At 52.6% G+C, this 17,048-nt stretch carries 15 protein-coding genes and 1 pseudogene; 4 read left to right on the top strand and 12 right to left on the bottom strand.

Annotated elements, in window-relative coordinates:
* Both HY879_13895 and HY879_13890 read right to left on the bottom strand, forming a co-directional pair.
* Window positions 1-129: AAA family ATPase (locus HY879_13895; protein ID MBI5604434.1), on the bottom strand; the 129-nt coding region annotated here is incomplete at its 3' end.
* A 33-nt stretch (window positions 130-162) separates the two neighbouring features.
* Window positions 163-1,941, bottom strand: a complete 1,779-nt coding sequence (locus HY879_13890; GenBank protein ID MBI5604433.1) for a PAS domain S-box protein — start codon at window positions 1,939-1,941, stop codon at window positions 163-165.
* A 329-nt stretch (window positions 1,942-2,270) separates the two neighbouring features.
* Between HY879_13890 and HY879_13885 the strand changes: the two genes are divergently transcribed.
* Genes HY879_13885 through HY879_13870 form a run of 4 tightly spaced genes read left to right on the top strand, consistent with a single transcriptional unit; the run spans window position 2,271 to window position 8,528 of the window.
* The gene (locus HY879_13885; GenBank protein MBI5604432.1) at window positions 2,271-2,909 is read left to right on the top strand and encodes a TetR/AcrR family transcriptional regulator; all 639 of its coding nucleotides are present in this window, start codon (window positions 2,271-2,273) and stop codon (window positions 2,907-2,909) included.
* Window positions 2,906-4,072 (top strand): efflux RND transporter periplasmic adaptor subunit, encoded by a 1,167-nt coding sequence (locus HY879_13880; GenBank protein ID MBI5604431.1) that lies wholly within the window; start codon window positions 2,906-2,908, stop codon window positions 4,070-4,072. The genes HY879_13885 and HY879_13880 overlap by 4 nt, the downstream gene beginning before the upstream one ends.
* Window positions 4,073-4,075: 3 nt before the next feature.
* The gene (locus tag HY879_13875; GenBank protein MBI5604430.1) at window positions 4,076-7,156 is read left to right on the top strand and encodes an efflux RND transporter permease subunit; all 3,081 of its coding nucleotides are present in this window, start codon (window positions 4,076-4,078) and stop codon (window positions 7,154-7,156) included.
* Between the two features lie 16 nt (window positions 7,157-7,172).
* Window positions 7,173-8,528, top strand: a complete 1,356-nt coding sequence (locus HY879_13870; GenBank protein ID MBI5604429.1) for a TolC family protein — start codon at window positions 7,173-7,175, stop codon at window positions 8,526-8,528.
* Here HY879_13870 and HY879_13865 read toward each other — a convergent pair.
* The 10 genes and pseudogenes from HY879_13865 to lepA form a co-directional block, all read right to left on the bottom strand.
* A complete protein-coding gene (locus tag HY879_13865; GenBank protein ID MBI5604428.1) occupies window positions 8,466-9,104 on the bottom strand; it encodes a hypothetical protein in 639 nt (212 codons plus the stop codon). The two genes, HY879_13870 and HY879_13865, sit on opposite strands and share 63 nt — an antisense overlap.
* A gap of 504 nt (window positions 9,105-9,608) precedes the next feature.
* Entirely contained in the window at window positions 9,609-9,800 is a 192-nt protein-coding gene (locus HY879_13860; protein MBI5604427.1) for a hypothetical protein, read from the bottom strand.
* A gap of 148 nt (window positions 9,801-9,948) precedes the next feature.
* Entirely contained in the window at window positions 9,949-10,209 is a 261-nt protein-coding gene (locus HY879_13855) for a hypothetical protein (GenBank protein MBI5604426.1), read from the bottom strand.
* 240 nt (window positions 10,210-10,449) lie between these two features.
* Window positions 10,450-11,220 carry a sugar phosphate isomerase/epimerase gene (locus HY879_13850; GenBank protein MBI5604425.1) on the bottom strand — a complete coding sequence of 257 codons (771 nt, stop codon included), beginning with the start codon at window positions 11,218-11,220 and terminating at the stop codon, window positions 10,450-10,452.
* Window positions 11,221-11,373: 153 nt separating this feature from the next.
* Window positions 11,374-11,586, bottom strand: a complete 213-nt coding sequence (locus HY879_13845) for an RNA-binding S4 domain-containing protein (protein MBI5604424.1) — start codon at window positions 11,584-11,586, stop codon at window positions 11,374-11,376.
* 124 nt (window positions 11,587-11,710) lie between these two features.
* Window positions 11,711-14,155, bottom strand: coding sequence for a PocR ligand-binding domain-containing protein (locus HY879_13840; GenBank protein ID MBI5604423.1), 2,445 nt, complete (start codon window positions 14,153-14,155; stop codon window positions 11,711-11,713).
* 81 nt (window positions 14,156-14,236) lie between these two features.
* The gene (locus HY879_13835) at window positions 14,237-14,947 is read right to left on the bottom strand and encodes an MBL fold metallo-hydrolase (protein ID MBI5604422.1); all 711 of its coding nucleotides are present in this window, start codon (window positions 14,945-14,947) and stop codon (window positions 14,237-14,239) included.
* Between the two features lie 43 nt (window positions 14,948-14,990).
* Window positions 14,991-15,283 (bottom strand): annotated as a pseudogene (locus HY879_13830) (hypothetical protein).
* Entirely contained in the window at window positions 15,228-15,371 is a 144-nt protein-coding gene (locus HY879_13825) for a hypothetical protein (GenBank protein MBI5604421.1), read from the bottom strand. The pseudogene HY879_13830 and the gene HY879_13825 overlap by 56 nt, the downstream one beginning before the upstream one ends.
* A gap of 155 nt (window positions 15,372-15,526) precedes the next feature.
* Window positions 15,527-17,048: elongation factor 4 (gene lepA / locus HY879_13820; GenBank protein MBI5604420.1), on the bottom strand; the 1,522-nt coding region annotated here is incomplete at its 5' end.

Raw genomic sequence — 17,048 nt, 5'->3', positions numbered from 1 at the left:
GGCCAGATTGGCATCCGGGTCGGCGTCGATAGCCAGAACTTTATGCCCCCGGTCACTGAAGGCTTTAATAATAAAGGCCGCCAGGGTGGTCTTGCCTACCCCGCCTTTTCCGCTGATGGCGATTTTCATGGGTTCTCCTTTTAGTCGCTTATAAAGCTTACTCTAAAAATTTTCTTTGGTTTGGTTTTCGTGCCGATCAAACTTGAGATGCCGTTTCTGGTTCTTTTGTTCGTACATCCGTTTGTCCGCCTCGGCGATCAGTTTTTCAACGTTTGTCGGGTGTTCAGGATCATAACGGACCTCGCCTATGCTCAGGGAAAGTTCGTAAGCTCGCTCTCTGCTGTTGTTATAAAATTCCAGATTACGGTATAAACGGTCGCAAAGATTCTCGGCACTGGATTCGGAGTCCCCCTCCAGGGCCAGGATGACAAATTCATCCCCTCCTATGCGGGCGATGATGTCCGGCTCACGATAAGTCTCTTTGATGACATTGGCTACGGCCATTAAAGCCCGATCCCCTTCCTGGTGTCCATAATGGTCATTAATTTCCTTCATATGATCCAGGTCGGTAAAAATGAGGAATGCCCCCCGGTTCAACCGGTTGGCCATCTTCAATTCCTGTTCGGCCAGAGTCAGGAACCCCCGGCGATTATAAAGACCGGTCAGATCGTCCACCAGACTCAAAGTACGGAGTTGTTCCTCGGTCTGTCTCCGTTCGGTAACATCCCTCATAAAAACCAGGGAAACCGCTTCCCCCTGATAGACGATCCTTCTGGCCGTGACCTCAAGGTATAGCGGCTGACCGTCTTTTCGAATCCCCTTAAACTCATATTTCTCCGGAACCGGTTCGCCCTTTTGTCTTTTTTCATTAATCCCTTGAACCCTTTCCCGGTCATCGGGGTGGATCATCTGGAAAAGGGGCTTTCCCATGATCTCATCGGCCCGCTCGTAGCCGAATATTTCAGCGAAGCTTTGATTGACATAGATATGGATCCCTCCTTTGACCATGGCGATCCCATCTTTGGAATATTCGGTCGTTATCCGGTACCTTTCTTCCGATTCTTTGAGAGTCTCTTCGGCTCGCCGGCGGAGGGTAACATCCCGAAAGCTCCAGACCCGGCCAATAGTGGCCCCGTCAACCCGCTGGGGTTTGGAATAGCGTTCAAAAATCCTGCCGTTATTAAATTCAATGGTATCAAAACTTTCTTCTTCCGGATGGGCGTACAGATCGGTTACCTTTTTCAGAAATCCATCAGGATCTTTGATCTGGGCCAAAACATGAGCCAGGGCCTGGCTGTCATCCCTGGTTTCCAGTATGGAATCGGGTATGGCCCAGAGTTCAACAAATTTTTGATTATAGCGGACAATCCGTCCCTGGCGGTCAACCACCAGGATCCCATCCGCCGTGGATTCCAGGGTCGCCTCCAGCAACGAATTGAGTTCTTTAAGATGGTCTTCAATCTGTTTTCTCTCAGTGGCGTCTCGAACAATCCCCCGAAATCCGACAGGCAGGGACTTTTCATCTTTAATCAAAGAAATGGAATACTCTATCTCCCTCCAGGAGCCATCCGGTCTGGTGACTGTTCGATTACTGGTCTTAACTGGAATACCCGTCCGGAAAACATTGTTAAAAATTTGCAAGGTCATTTGGGAATCATGATTCCCGACCTTTTTGTAGGTATTCCCTATGATCTGTTCCCTGGGGATCCCGATTATGTCGGCATAGGCCTCATTACAAAAGATAAATGTCCCCTTTAAATCGACTTCATAATACCCGTCTTCGAGATTCTCCGGAATAGCCCGGAACTTTTCCTCGGCCTCCCGCAGGGCTGCTTCCGCTTCCCGGCATCGATCTTCCAGGGCCTCCCATTCGACTATCCCCCGGCCAAGTCCCTCTATATCCTTGGGTAAGTCTTCTTTAAATTTTTTATCGGGCATCATGGGAACATATCCTCCCGGCTATGGGAAAGGAGTTCGTTCAGCCGGTGCTCATCATCTTATCCGGTAAGTTACAGCGACAGTTTTCCCGTCATTCCCGAATGTCTTTATCGGGAATCCAGGTTTTTCAAGAAAATGAGAAAACCAAAGTCCCTGGATTCCGGCTTAAAGCCTGCCGGAATGACGGTTAAGTGGACGTATTAGTAAAAAAATACGCTGAAGTATTAATTTAACAGAATCCAATAGATTAGCCAATTATTTTTTAACCGGAAATTTTTCCTTGACAAATTCGCCCTGAAAGTCTACTTACCGGTAAGTAAAAAAGGATATCTATGGCAAGAAAGAAAAAACAAACCGGCTCCGTAACCGACGGGGCGGTCCGTCAACGGCTTTTAGCCGGAGCCACCGAATTATTTGCCCGCAAAGGATACGCTTCCACCACGGTCAGGGAAATCGTCCAGGCCGCCGGGGTGACCAAGCCGGTGCTTTATTATTATTTCCCGAACAAGGAGGGGATTTATCTGGAACTCATGCGGGGGGCCTGGGAACGATTCGACACCCTCCTCGATGGGGCCCGAAAAGAATCGGGCGGGGTCAAAGAAAGGGTGCTTCACCTTTCTGATCAGGTTTTCGGACTGTTTTTGGATCATATTGAGGTGGCCCGGATAGGTTATTCCATCTATTACGGACCTCCTCAAGGCACCCCTTTTTTTGACTTCGACGCCTTTCATTTCAAGTTTCATGAGGCGATCAAGGGCCTGGTCGAAGAGGGCATTCGGAAAAGAGAATTCCGAAATGGAGAGGCGCTGGAAATGACCTGGGCCATTATCGGAGCGGCTCATGTAGCCATAGAAATTGAACTCTGGCATCCCGAATTGGGGATGGGCCGCCGGGGATTGGGCCGGGTCCTCAACTTGATCTTCGATGGGATTTCCAGTCGTGAGAGCAAAATGAAAGGGGATAGAAAATGAAAAGGGGATGGATGGTCGGAGCGGTTCTATTGATCCTGGGGATAGGTTGCTTTGGGTGCTCAAAAGGGAAAGATGAAACCAAGGCCATGGAAAAGACACAAGGGCCGCCGCTCATGGCCGTAGAGACGGTTCAGGTCCAGGCCCAGGACCTCATAGAAGGGATTGAGGTGGTTGGATCCCTGTCGCCCAAGTTCGCCGCCAGCATTAGATCAGAATATACAGGAATCGTTACGGAGGTTTATGTAACAGAGTGGGTAAGGGTTAAAAAAGGGACCCCCTTGGCGAAACTCGATTCCCGTGAAATAGAGGCCATTGTCCAAAAAGCCCAGGCGGCTGTTGAAATGGCCAAAGCCAACCTCCTGCAGGCCGAAGTGGCCGGAAACCGGTCTGAACGCGAGTTTGCCCGGGCCAAAAGCCTTAAGGAGGCCGGGTTGATCACCCAGCAGAATCTCGATGATGCCCAGACTGAAAAGTCAGCCGCCACGGCCCGAATCTCTGCGGCCAGGGCTCAACTGTTGGCCGCTGAAAAGGATCTCAGCCATGCCCAGACCCGTCTGGCCAAAGCAGTGGTCTCTTCTCCGATGAGCGGTGTGGTCTCGGCGCGCAACGTCAATGTGGGGGACCTGGTGGGTGAACCCGGATCGCAGCGGATCATGTTTCAAATCGTCGACAACCACTTGCTGGACCTGACCATTACCGTTCCATCCATAGAAATGGGCCGTCTTCGTCTGGGGCAACCTCTGACCTTTTCCACCGATGCCTTCCCGGGCAAGACCTTCTCCGGCCGGATCAAATTTATCAATCCGGCGGTAAGCGAGGCCGACCGGTCGATCAAGATCATTGCCGAGGTTCCCAACAATCCGGAAATCCTCAAAGGCGGCCTCTATGTCAAAGGGCGGATCATAACCGGCCAGCGTAAGAATGTCTTGCAGATCCCCCGGTCGGCCCTTTTGTCTTTAGATGTTGAAACCCGGAAAGGTGAAGTCTTCACGATCCAGAAAGACCAGGCCCTTCGCAAATCCATACAAACCGGCGGCCTTTCCATGGATTGGGTGGAAGTGGCCGCGGGGCTGGAAAAAGGGGAAGAAGTCATCTCCCGGGGAGGATTCAATGTCAAGAATGGCGACCGGGTGAGAATCACCAAAAGGAACGGAGGGAATTAAGCCATGTTCCTGTCCAATCTTTCCATAAAAAGGCCCATATTTGCCACCATGATGATGCTGGCCCTGGTGGTCCTGGGAATTTTCTCCTACCGCCGTCTGGCCGTGGATTTATATCCGGATGTGGAGATCCCGGTCTTATCGATTGTAACCAAGTTCCCGGGGGCCTCGCCGGATACCGTGGAACGGGAGGTAACCAAGCGGATCGAGGAAGTGGTCAACCGTATTTCCGGGGCCAAACACGTCATCTCCATATCCAGGGAGAGCCTTTCCCAGGTGGTGGTGGAGTTCCAACTGGAGGTCAAGATCAACGAGGCCTCCCAGGAGGCACGGGCCAAGATCAATACTATCCGGGGAGACTTGCCCCAGGATATAGAAGAACCGATCATTCAGAAACTGGACATCGCCTCCATGCCCATCGTTTCCCTGGCCGTTCGCTCGGAAAAGCTCCTTCCCCGGGACTTGACCACCCTGGTGGAAAAGAAGGTCAAACGCCGTTTTGAAAATATCTCCGGGGTGGGCAAGGTCGAACTGGTGGGCAAATCCAAGCGGGAGGTCAACGTTCTGATCGATCCCATCCGTCTCCAGGCCCTGAACATGGGGGTGGACGAAGTCATGGCCGGCCTGCAGTCGGAAAATGTCAACACCCCTCTGGGCCGGCTTAACCGTAACAGTTCCGAATTTACCCTGCGTATTTCCGGGAAACCGGAAGAGGTGGAACAATTTAATTCCATGGTCATCGGCCAACGCAACGGCCGGCCTATTTTATTGAGCGAGGTGGCCGAGATCCGGGACGGTATCGAGGAACAGCGCTCCCTGGCCCTGATCAACGGCATCCCGGCCGTATCCCTGGATATCCTCAAACAGACCGGGGCCAATACCGTGGGAGTGGTGGAAAAGGTCAAGCAGACCATTGCCAAACTCCAGGCGGAACTGCCGGCCGGAACAACTATTGAAATCGTCCGGGATGCTTCCCTGTTCATCCGGGATTCGATTCATGATGTCCAGGAGACCCTGATTTTGGGCGGGATCCTGACCGTCCTGATTGTTTTTTGTTTCCTCAATTCCTGGCGTTCGACGGTGATTACCGGTCTGACCCTGCCTATTTCGGTCATCTCTTCTTTCATCGTCATGAACTTCATGGGCATGACCTTGAATGTCATGACCCTTATGGCCCTGTCGCTGGCCATCGGCCTTCTGATCGACGATGCCATAGTGGTCCGGGAAAATATCGTCCGCCACCTGGAAAAGGGCCAGGACCATTTTACGGCCGCCCGGGAGGGGACCAGCGAGATCGGGCTGGCCGTTCTGGCCACCACCTTTTCCATCGTGGCCGTCTTCATACCCGTGGCCTTCATGAAGGGGATTGTGGGCCGCTTCTTCTTCCAGTTCGGGATCACCGTCACCTTTGCCGTTCTGGTTTCCCTCTTCGTCTCCTTCACCCTGGACCCCATGCTCTCCTCCCGCTGGTTTGATCCGGATATCGAACGCCAGGGGAAACGCCATTTCCTGGCCCGCGGTCTGGATCACTTCAATCGCTGGTTCGATCAAATGGCCGACTATTATCGTCTGGTCATCGGCTGGGCACTGGACCACCGCAAGACCCTGGTCTTTATCACCCTTATTGCCTTTATCGGAGGGTTGACCCTCTTTTTCCGCCTCCAGAGTTCTTTCATGCCGACCTTTGATGCCGGGGAATTCCAATTGGATTTCAAATCCGCACCGGAGGCCTCTATCGAAGAAAGCCGGGGCCGGGTGGCCGCCGTCCAGGCCGTCTTGGGGAAGATCCCCGAAATCAAACATACCTATACTACCATCGGAGCCGGGGATACCGGAACGGTCCGGGATGTAAAAATCTATATCAAATTAAAAGATAAAAAGGAACGGAGCAGGAACCAGGCCCAGACACAGGAAGAGGTCCGCCGCCGAATGATGGAAATACCGGGCATTATCCCATCCATAATGGAAGCCGGCCGAATGGACAGCCGAAAACCCCTGCTACTCAATATACGGGGGGATGATATTACCCTGCTTAAAAAATTTGCCGCCAAGGTTAAAGAAAAAATGGTTCGGATACCGGGGATTGTGGATCTGGAGGTAACTCTGGAGCAGGATATCCCCGAATACCGCCTGGTCATCGATCGGGAGCGGGCCGTGGATACGGGGTTGATGACCGCCAATATCGTCCGGACCGTCGGGGCCCTGGTGGGCGGAAAGGCCATTTCCACTTATGAAGACCAGGATGGGGATGCGGTCAATCTCCGGGTCCGGCTTCCCCTGGACCTTCGGCAGGCCCCCGAACAGGTAGGGCAATTGCGCCTGACCGTTCAAAAGCCGGGGCAGTATCCGACTCTGATCCCCCTCGAAGAACTGGTCTCCTACAAAAGGAGTACCAGTCCCTCGGAGATCAACCGGCAGGATCTGTCCAGGGAAGTGGTCCTATCGGCCAATCTGGACAACCTGCCCCTGGGCACGGCAATGAACAAGGTCAAGGAGGCCATCAAAGATATCAAGCTGGCCCCCGGCTATCAGGTAGTCTTCTCCGGCGAAGGGGAGGACATGGTGGAATCCTTCGGCTATATGGCCGAGGCCCTGATTCTGGCCGTTCTTTTTGTCTATCTCATCCTGGCTTCCCAGTTTGAATCCTTTATCGATCCTCTGGCCATTATGCTCTCCCTGCCCCTTTCCCTGGTAGGTATGGCCGGTATTCTCTCCCTGACCGGGGACACCATAAACATCATGTCCCTGATCGGCCTGATCATGCTTATGGGACTGGTTACCAAAAACGCCATCCTGCTGGTGGATTTTGCCAAGGTCCTCCGGGCCGGTGGGATGGAGCGCCGGGAGGCCATCATTACCGCCGGCCGGACCAGGCTGAGGCCCATTATGATGACCACCCTGGCCATGATCTTCGGCATGCTGCCCCTGGCCCTGGCTTTGGGTGCCGGGGCGGAAATGCGGGCCCCCATGGCCCGGGCCGTCATCGGAGGCCTCATTACCTCCACCTTCCTGACCTTGCTGGTGGTCCCGGTGGTCTATTCCCTGCTCGATGATTTCAGCTTGTGGTTACGCCGGAAGAAGAATTGAAAAAGGAGTATTAACGATGAAAAAAAGCTGTAAGAGAAAATGGAGCCCTATTCTTTTTTCAATAATGATTTTTTTAGGGGGTAATGCCCTGGCTCAACCCTCTGAAGTCAAAAAAGAAACCGCCGTTCTGTCCCTGGATCAGGCACTTAGGATTGCCATGGAAAAAAACAAGGATATCCGCAAGGCCCTGGAATATCGTAATCAGGTGGAAGGGCGTTATGTGGAAGAACGGGCGGCGGCCCTGCCCCAATTCTTGCTCCAGTCCGGTTTCTCCCGGGATTGGGATGAAAGCCAGAAGGCCCTTTTCCGCACCATTCCCCTGGGGAGGGAGACCCGGAACGTTACCGTGGGTTTTTCCCAGATACTCTATTCTTTCGGCCAGGTGGAAGCGGCTATCCGGGCCGCCAAGGTCGGGTTAAAAACCGCCGACGACCAATTGCGTTTTTATCAACAGGCGGCCTTGAAGGAGGTCTCTTCGGCCTTTTACGACGTCCTGCTCTCTAAGGAATTGTATATCCTGGCCCGCCAGAACCTGGAACAAAGGATCCGCCATTCAAACGAGGCCCGCAAAAAACATCAAGCCGGAACAGCCACCGATTATGACATCCTGGCGGCCGAAGTGGCCGTGGAAAATGCCCGGCCCGAGGTCATCCGGACGGAGAATCTGATCCGCATCTTAAGGGATAAATTGCGTTTTCTTTTAGGCCTGGAAAATGAGGAAGTGGATGCCCAGGGCAGCCTTTCGGCCCCTATCAGCCCCTACCCGGTCTTTGAAGAAAGCATCGCACAGGCCTGGAAAAACCGTCCGGAATTGTCGGATCTTAAACACCGGATCGGGATATCCGAAGAACTCTTGAACCTGGCCAAGGCCGGGAACATGCCCCGTCTGAATTTGCAGGCCGGATATGGCTGGCAAAGCCAGGACTACCAGCCCGGTCAGGCCGAGGGCCCCATCTGGTCGGCCGGGCTTTTCGTCTCCTTTCCTTTTTTTGACGGATTGCGCACCCAGGGGAAGATTACCCGGGCCAAAAGCGACTTAGCCACCTTGAAGATCGAGGAGGCCAAGCTGATCGATGCCATAGTCCTTCAGACCCATGAAGCGGTCAATCTGGTGCGGGAAGCCGGTGAAATCGTTAAAGGGCTTTCCGGCACAGTGTCCCAGGCCCAACGGCTTCTCTCTATGGCCGAACAAGGCTATCAGCTCGGTGTCAAAACCAGGCTGGACGTAGACGACGCCCAGTTGAATCTGACCCTGGCCCAAAGCAACCTGACCAAGGCCAGAAGGGATTATCAGGTGGCCCAAACCACCTTAAATTGGGTCATGGGGATCATCAAGGCCCCGGTCCCGCTCGCCGCCTCGAAGAAAGAATAATTCGGTTGGCGGCGGATCGGCCGTAGGCAGGGACGTCGGCCGGAAATCAACCGGTTGTCTTTGATTATCATAAGTTGCCGTCGTTTGCCGAGCGTCAAGGGTCTGGATATTATAGGATAGGTCGGCCTCAAGACCGGCGACGGTGTTCAACCCCTGCAGGCTGAGGGCCTGCTTTTGCAGGGTGCTTAGCTCGCCTTTCACAAATTTATTCATCATTTTATTCAATGTCTTCAGCACCTTCCTTATGTCCCGCAGTTCGGCAGCGTTCAGATCCCCTTCTACCGTAAAGGACATCTCACGTTGGTAAAGCCCGATGGACAACCGGCTCCTTTCGAAGTCAAGGCGGCCGTCGTCGTTGACCTGTCCCTGTTCTGAAGCAGAGGACAGGGCGGCCAGGCGCGAATCCAGAGACAGCGTCACCTTGTCTCCTTCGGCGGTGACCATGTTGAGGTCCAGATGCCGGGTGCTGCTCACGAGCGATAGATCGGTGTGGGAAGCCTGAAAGGACCTAAGACTACTGTCCGGCGCGGGTAGATACTGGGGAAGGGTCGGGGAGGAAACGGCTAGGCTCATCATTTTATCCTTTTGTCTGTTAGATCGGGACCAGAGATCAAGGGTAAGACGCCCCGCCGTATGGGTTGCAGGCGGCTTTCACAATCCTTTCCTCTGCTTTAATAATAATATCGGAGAAAAGGGAGGAAAACTTTACCTCGAAGTTTATTAGGCCTTTCTTTTATTCTGAATATCATAAATATCCTTAGTCCACCGGTAACACCTCGATCAAGACGGTTAAGTTGTCCATCTGAATTGATTTTTAGACGAATTGCCTATTATAATATTGAATCCAGATTGAAAGTTAATATCAGTCGTGGAATAGAAACACTTATAGTAATCTATGCGGATGTTTTCTATTTGCATTTGTGATCCTGTTCATTTGGATAAGCTAATTTTCTGATGTTGGCGATCAGGGGATTGGGCACGGCGATGTCGCCGTACATGACCGGGTCCTGGGCCGCGGCATTGGTCAAGGCCCGCAGAGTCTCCAGGTAAGCGGCGATGTCGGCCAGCTCCGGATGTGCCCTACTTTGAATAATCCGTTATACTTTGGTTGGAAGCCTTTGTTAGCAGCCTTGATGGCAGCGATACGATCTTATGTCCAGATTCTTTTTCTATTTTTTTTAAATCCTTACAAATTGCAAAAAGATTATGATTAAATCTTTTTGCATGATCTTGCCTTGCCTTTCTAACTTCTTCTACAATAGGATCTTTCATGCTAACCTCCTAATAATTCCTCTGGTGAGCATATTTCAGGTGGAATAAAGCCCAGTTTTTCAATTGTATTTATAATCTTGGATTTCTTAAGAGCGTTGTTAATATGGCTAAAGTTCCAGGTTAGTAAGAAATCCATTCCAGATTATTCTTAAGATCCTTCCAAAAGATCCCGGATGCCCGGCATTACTTGAATGTCACCAAGGTCGAACTGCTTTAAGGCCTCCATTGTGACCGATATTTTTTCTTTCGTTGTTGCCCGGGAGTCAATAAACAAAACATATTTTCCTCGAATCCGGCAGAGCCCTCCTGGACCGGAGGATTCATCCCGGATGAACTTGAAATGGCGGATGGTTATTCCCAGCTTATTGGCCAGGTCTTCAAGTTGGCTCAAGAGTAATTCGTTCTTCACAAACGACCCCTTGTTCAGGTTAAGGTGAAGTGGCGAATCTGGAAGACGGGTTACCTTACCGATCAGGCCTTGAATGAACCATATTATACACGTTTTTGGGAATAGTAAATAGGGAGATTCTTCTTTGGAATGGAACCAGTAAACAGCTTTTCCTTTAGATTCTAAGACTTGCAATCTGCGGATTTATCCCTAACTTTTTCGGGGGGCGATGGGGGTTGGGCTCTATAGGGTGATGGCCCTTCATTCGAGAAGCCCCCGGATAATAGCCAAAGACTCTTCCAGATCATTCGGATCAAAAACCTCCAGGGTTATCACACCGGGATACGCCGCTTCCCTTAGCAATTGAAACCATTCTTTTAATTGCCGCGGAGGCAACGGGGCCAGGCTTATATGGTCTCTGTATCCATCCACCCCATGGAGGTGAATAACCCGGGTTACCGGCAGATAGTGTGTTAAAACTTCCGGCACCGCTTCCCGGCCCAACAAAAGATGCCCCAGATCCAGGCAGAGGTCACAGAGTCCATTTCCCAGGAAAGGTTCCAGGAAACGGGGAGAATAGTTGATATTTTCAACCACCAGCGATCCGTTTTTCCTTAATAACCGGTTGAAGCCTTTTAAGGCTTCTCCGGCCCGGTGACTCCATTGCTCCCATTCCGGGGTCGGTTCCCAGGGGAAATAGGAGCCGGGAACGGCCACCAGGGTTGGTTTGGAAAAAGGCAGATGGAGGATATAATGCCGGGGATCCAGGCCGGAAAACCGGCCGACAATCTCAGCGGATATTTCCAGGGATTCCTTCCTCAGGTCCTGCCTTTCGGAAGCCGGCTCCAGGGAGGCCGGTAAATGGACCGTAAAAGAAATCTCCTTTCGGTCCCTGATCTCCCTTAACCGATCGATTTCCCGGCCTGAAGGGATGTTATGGCGTTCCGGAGTATGGAATAAGACAATCTCAATGTCTTTGACCAAATCCGATAAGATTTCCACATTGTGGATCAGGTCTTCTCCATAGACCATGGAAGGAGCGCCAAGGATAAAATTTAGGGGCTGGAGATAGGGTTTCAATTTCTTAAAAAAAAAGTGGAAGAATCAGGCTTGGATTAAAGAAGTATAAAAGAGGAGAGGAACAAGGGTCAAGGAGAAAATAGTTCTTCCCCCCCTTTTTCGTTCTCATTTAACCTGTATACGCATTCTATTTTTTCCAAATTCAACGACATCACCTGAAAAGATTTTTTTTCTTTTCCTGGTTTCGACCTTTCCATTCACCATGACTTGACCTTCAGAAATCACATATTTCGCTTCACCGCCGCTATCGACCAGATTTTCGAACTTCAAGATTTTATAGAGCTCAACGGGCTCTTCCGAAATTTTAACGACCCTCATTTTACAGAATACTCCCTCTTGATGTCATTTCAATACCTTTTTCTATTTTATTACCTCCTATTTCATCCTCATGAACAGGGCAGGATAAAGTCCCGGTTCTCTACCGCTCGTTCTGTTGATTGCCCTACTGTTCGCTATCCAGCGCTTCGCGGACTTTGACGGCCAGTGCCTGTATCGAAAAGGGTTTTTGAATGAAATGGATGCCTTCGTCCAACACGCCGTGATGGGCAATGACGTTGGCGGTATAGCCGGACATGAACAGGCGCTTGAGTCCGGGGTAGAGAGAGATCAGATTTTTTGCCAGTTCCCGGCCGTTCATCTCGGGCATGACAACGTCGGAAATGAGCAAGTGGATCTCGCCAGCGTGCTCCCTGGCCATACGGATGGCCTCGCCCGGCGTAGAGGCGGATAGCACCCGATATCCGAATCTCTCCAGCATTTGCCTCGTCATGTTCAGGATAGCAGGCTCGTCTTCCACCAGCAGGATGGTTTCGTGCCCCCGCGCTACGGGAGCGGCTGGAGTTTCTTTTGACATCTGCTCGGAAATGACCGCGTGTCTGGGCAGGTAGATCTTGAAAGTAGTCCCATGGCCTGGTTCGCTGTAAACGTTGATGAAGCCGCTATTTTGCTTTACCGTGCCGTAAACCGTAGCCAATCCGAGTCCTGTTCCCCGGCCAATTTCTTTGGTGGTAAAAAACGGCTCGAAAATTTTGTCCAGGGTATCCTTATCCATGCCGTGGCCATCGTCACTGACAGCCAGCATCACAAAATCACCCGGGATAAACCCTGGATGGTCGGCGCAGTAGGCCTCGTCAAAGGTAGTGTTTTCCGTTTCGATGGTTACCTTGCCAAGGCCCGCGATGGCATCCCGGGCGTTGACGCACAGGTTAGCTAAAATTTGGTCAATCTGGGAGGGGTCCACCTTGATTGACCACAGGTTCTTCCCCGGAACCCAGACGAGGTCGATGTCCTCGCCGATTAAACGCCGCAGCATCCTAAGCATCCCTTCCAAGATCTCGTTCAGGTCGAGTACCCTGGGGACGACGGTCTGCTTCCGGGCAAAGGCCAGCAGTTGCCGAGTCAGATCAGCGGAGCGCTCGGCAGCTTTCCGGATCTCCAGCAGGGTGGCAAAGAGAGACTGGGCCGGGTCCACCTCGCCCATGGCCAACTCCGTTTGGCCGAGGATCACCCCCAGCATGTTGTTGAAGTCATGGGCCACACCGCCGGCCAGGCGGCCGACAGATTCCAGCTTCTGAGCCTGCTGTAACTGGGACTCCAGGGAGAGCGTCTCGGTGATGTCCTCGACTATCTCGATAGCTGCTGTAACCTCGCCTGAGGCGTTGAGGATAGGAGAGGAAACGATGCGGTAATTGCGTGGGCCATCTGCCTGGGGCGTTAGTGTCGTGGCTTTGTGGACCTGGCCGTCTTGCAGTGTTTTGTAGGTTGGGCAGTAGTCGCACATCACCTCGCGCGGCGGGTCGTTGAACGCGCGATAGCAGATGGGGTGTTGACCCGGATCGATGCCAGGGAACCATTCGCGCATCTGGTGGTTTAGCTCGAGAATCTCCATCTCGGGACTGATGAGGGCCACGCCGATGCCGATGTTGTCCAGGATGCTGCGGGTCTTGGCCTCGCTCTCTTCAAGAGCCCTCTCCACCCGTTTGCGCTCGGTGATATCGACTACCGCGCCAACGAGGCCGGCAAGCGCTCCGTCCCGTCCTGTAAACGTGGCTTTGTGGAAGATGACATTGTGTTGGCCCCCGCCGAGTGACTGGATACATTCCTCGTATATCTGCATCCCCGGATGCGTGAAAAGCTCTTCATCGGCTCGTCGGTATTCATCAGCCCGTTCCTTCGGGGCAACCTCGTGTACGGTCTTGCCGGCAAGCCGCTCTCTCGAAATCCCGAAGAACTGCTCAAAGGTTCGATTGCAACTGATATACCGGCCCTGAAGATCTTTGTAGTAGACCGGGTATGGCATGGCGTCGATCAGGCCCTGGAGGAATTCGGCCTGCCGCTTGATTTCCTCCTCCGCTTTGATTTTCAAAAGAGCGTGATCTGCAAGGTCAGTGATAAAATCCACCAGCGCCTTGTTATATTCAAGTATGTAATCGACCTTTTCGCGGCTGAAGACCGGCACTCGATCGAGGGCCGCAAGATAGTCCTCAACATCAAACCCAAATTCATGCGCCAGTTGGATGAAGAACTGGCGGTCCGGGGTCTCGCCTTCATAAAAAAACTGCCCGAGGAACATGGTCGCCAGATGACGTCCGCCAACGACAATGGGTACGCCGATATCCCAGAGGCCATTTTTGCATTTGTAGTGGCAGGCTTCGCCTTGGACCAGGCGGTCCTTGATGTAGTTGTCACTCTCCTGGCAGCGTTGAAGGGAAACCGGATCGGCGCGGTGGAATTTGACACAGATATCTTGCCAGCCGGATCCGACGAGGATAGAACCGTCAATGGCATCGATGATGCCGCTCGGCATACCTGCTGCCCGGTAATGCGCATCAGCCATCTTCTGGAGGATGGTCAAGTCAAGCAGATCGGAAAGCCTGTAATCATTCATTCCTCAACTCCTTGTAACGCCATTCTGACTTGGTCATCAGAATACCTCCGTCCACCGGATTGAGTTGGTGCGGAAATTTTTCTATGATAACTGAACCGGATCGCCAATACCCAAGGGAGCGACTTGAATGGACGGCGCTTTTTCAAGCTGCCGCTGCAATTCTCTTGGATCGGCCTGACCGCGATGCATGGCAATGACCAGGCGCGGGTTAATCGTCATAGCGGCCTCCACGGCTTCAGATAGGTCCATTGTGAATACCCCGCCGATGGGAAGGCAGGCAACATCGACGTTTCCCAGGTTACCCATTGTCGGCAGGAAATCCGTATCGCCCGCGTGATATATGGTCTTGCCTTCAACCGTGATGACATACCCGACACCGTTACCCGGCGCATGTTGCTTTCGTGTTGAATGCCCTTGTGGGACATTATGGGCGGCGACAGCCAGGACTGCTACGGCTCCGAACTTGATTGTTTCACCTGGAGCGATCGGCCGAATACCGTGCCCCAACTCTTTGATGCAGGCTTTTGGGGCAATGATCACGGTGTCTCGATTTCTCAGCCTATCCACCGTAACCTTCTTGCAGTGGTCTTTGTGATGGTGAGTGATCAGGATGTAATCTGCTGGTTCCAGCATCTCAGGAAGCCCATCGATGGGGTCAGGCCACTTAGAGAACTCTATTCGCTTTGGATAACCGGCAAAGTAGGTCGTCAAATAGGCGGGGTCCACATAAATCACCAGGTCTTTGGTCTTGATCTGAATCCAGGAGATTGGAAACCACCTGAGGGTCACCATGGCCGGAGTCCTTTTTCTTTATTGATCCGTTTAACGATAAGGTTCACTGGGAGCCGGATTTATCGGCGATCCAGTGCAGCCGATACCAATTATTCCTGTGGATACCGGTGGGGTTACTTCGAAAGTAACGCAGGTTGGTGGTGGAATACCAGGCCCATACCTTTGGGTCAGCTTCGCGGAAAGCCGTTCTATTACCTGCAAGCCGTATTCGGCAGGCGCATCTCCGCCCTGAATTTCCTGAACGATTTCTCGCCCGATGTGCCAATAGGCTAACATCATCTCACTGTTGACCTGTCGCACCACGTTGGACCGCGCCCGATCCAGTAAAGCCGCCACCCGTGGAAAAGAGCCCTTCTATCCCATCCGACGGGATAACCATGGCAGGCTTCCCGACCTTACCGCTTCCTGCGGTTTTTCGGGCCATCACACCCCCTCCGGGTCGAACATCGGCTGATGGAAATCTTCCTCTTCCACTGGTCTCCGCCCTTTGTAAAAGGGAGGAGAGAGGGATTTTTGAAAGATTTGAAAGAGGCTAAACTAAACCTGTAAATTCCCCAGAGGGCAGGGTGATTTGATAAGTCAATCCGTGTCCGTTTTCAATACGGCCACAAAGGCGCTCTGAGGGATTTCGACCGAGCCGACCATCTTCATCCGCTGTTTGCCTTTTTTCTGTTTCTCCAACAGTTTTCGTTTCCGGGTGATGTCCCCGCCATAACACTTGGCAGTCACGTCTTTTCGGAAAGCAGAGACGGTCGATCGGGCGATTATAGCCCCGCCGATGGCCCCCTGGATGGGGATCTTGAACATCTGTCTGGGGATTTCTTCTTTCAGCCGGTCGCAGATCTGAACGGCCCTGACCCTGGCCCGGTCCCGATGGACCATCAGGGAAAGGGCATCCACTTTCTCGCCGTTAACCAGGATATCCAATTTCACCAGGTCACTTTCCCGGTAGCCGATCAGTTCGTAATCAAAAGAGCCATAGCCGCGAGTCAGGCTTTTCAGTTTGTCGTAAAAATCGTAGATGACCTCGGCTAGGGGCAGGTCGGATTTGAGTTCCACCCGGCCGGGTGTCGGGTAATGTATCTGGGGATTCAATCCCCGACGTTCCCGGCAGAGGGACATGATATTGCCCAGGTAGCTATCGGGAATTAAAATCGTGGCCCGGATAAAGGGTTCTTCAGAGGTTTCTATGGTCATGGGATCAGGGTAATACTGGGGGTTATCAACCACCACCGTCTGTCCGTCTTTGAGATGATAGCGGTATTGGACGCTGGGTACGGTCATAATAATGGACTGGTTGAATTCCCGCTCCAAACGCTCCTGGACGATTTCCAGATGCAACAGCCCGAGGAAGCCGCAACGAAAGCCCTGACCCAGGGCCGCGGAAGAATCTTTTTGATAGACCAGGGCCGCGTCGTTGAGTTTGTATTTTTCCAGGGCATCGGCCAGGGATTGATAATCCTCGGAAGAAATGGGATAGATGGAGGAAAAGACCACCGGCTTGACTTCCTTGAACCCGTGCAAAGGGGCCGGGGCCGGATGGTTATCCAGGGTAATGGTGTCCCCGATCCGGGTGTCGCTGACGGTTTTGATGCCGGCAATCAGATAGCCCACCTCGCCGGCCGAAAGTTCCTTTCGAGGCTCCCGGACCAAGCGGAAGAACCCCACCTCTTCCACCAGATAGGTGGCTCCAAAAAACATCAGGCGGATGGTGTCCCCTGGATGGACGGATCCATTGAAGACCCGGCAACTGACCACGGTCCCGCGAAAGGGATCATAGTGGGCATCAAAGATCAGGGCCGACAAGGGTGCATCCCGGCTGCCTTTGGGCGCCGGAATCCGTTCGGTAATAGCCTCCAGGATTTCTTCGATCCCGATCCCCTCCTTGGCCGAGCACAGTAAGGCCGAATCGGAATCCAGGCCCAGATCGATTTCGATCTCTTCCTTGACCCGTTCGATATCGGCCGATGGAAGATCGATTTTATTAATGACCGGGATAATGGTCAGGTCCTGCTCCAAAGCGGCATACATATTAGCCAGCGTCTGGGCCTGAACCCCCTGAGCGGCATCGATTAACAGCAAAACCCCTTCGCAGGAAGCT

The sequence above is a fragment of the Deltaproteobacteria bacterium genome, from assembly GCA_016219225.1.
Taxonomy (GTDB): Bacteria; Desulfobacterota; RBG-13-43-22; order RBG-13-43-22; family RBG-13-43-22; genus RBG-13-43-22.
The sequence above is the reverse complement of the archived record's forward strand: the minus strand, read 5'-3'. Positions and strand labels throughout refer to the sequence as shown.

Coding starts and splice junctions, on each gene's coding strand:
- HY879_13890 (MBI5604433.1), bottom strand. CDS start 1,941: ATGATGCCCGATAAAAAATTTAAAGAAGACTTACCCAAGGATATAGAG.
- HY879_13885 (MBI5604432.1), top strand. CDS start 2,271: ATGGCAAGAAAGAAAAAACAAACCGGCTCCGTAACCGACGGGGCGGTC.
- HY879_13880 (MBI5604431.1), top strand. CDS start 2,906: ATGAAAAGGGGATGGATGGTCGGAGCGGTTCTATTGATCCTGGGGATA.
- HY879_13875 (MBI5604430.1), top strand. CDS start 4,076: ATGTTCCTGTCCAATCTTTCCATAAAAAGGCCCATATTTGCCACCATG.
- HY879_13870 (MBI5604429.1), top strand. CDS start 7,173: ATGAAAAAAAGCTGTAAGAGAAAATGGAGCCCTATTCTTTTTTCAATA.
- HY879_13865 (MBI5604428.1), bottom strand. CDS start 9,104: ATGATGAGCCTAGCCGTTTCCTCCCCGACCCTTCCCCAGTATCTACCC.
- HY879_13860 (MBI5604427.1), bottom strand. CDS start 9,800: ATGAAAGATCCTATTGTAGAAGAAGTTAGAAAGGCAAGGCAAGATCAT.
- HY879_13850 (MBI5604425.1), bottom strand. CDS start 11,220: ATGGTCTATGGAGAAGACCTGATCCACAATGTGGAAATCTTATCGGAT.
- HY879_13845 (MBI5604424.1), bottom strand. CDS start 11,586: ATGAGGGTCGTTAAAATTTCGGAAGAGCCCGTTGAGCTCTATAAAATC.
- HY879_13840 (MBI5604423.1), bottom strand. CDS start 14,155: ATGAATGATTACAGGCTTTCCGATCTGCTTGACTTGACCATCCTCCAG.
- HY879_13835 (MBI5604422.1), bottom strand. CDS start 14,947: ATGGTGACCCTCAGGTGGTTTCCAATCTCCTGGATTCAGATCAAGACC.
- HY879_13825 (MBI5604421.1), bottom strand. CDS start 15,371: ATGGCCCGAAAAACCGCAGGAAGCGGTAAGGTCGGGAAGCCTGCCATG.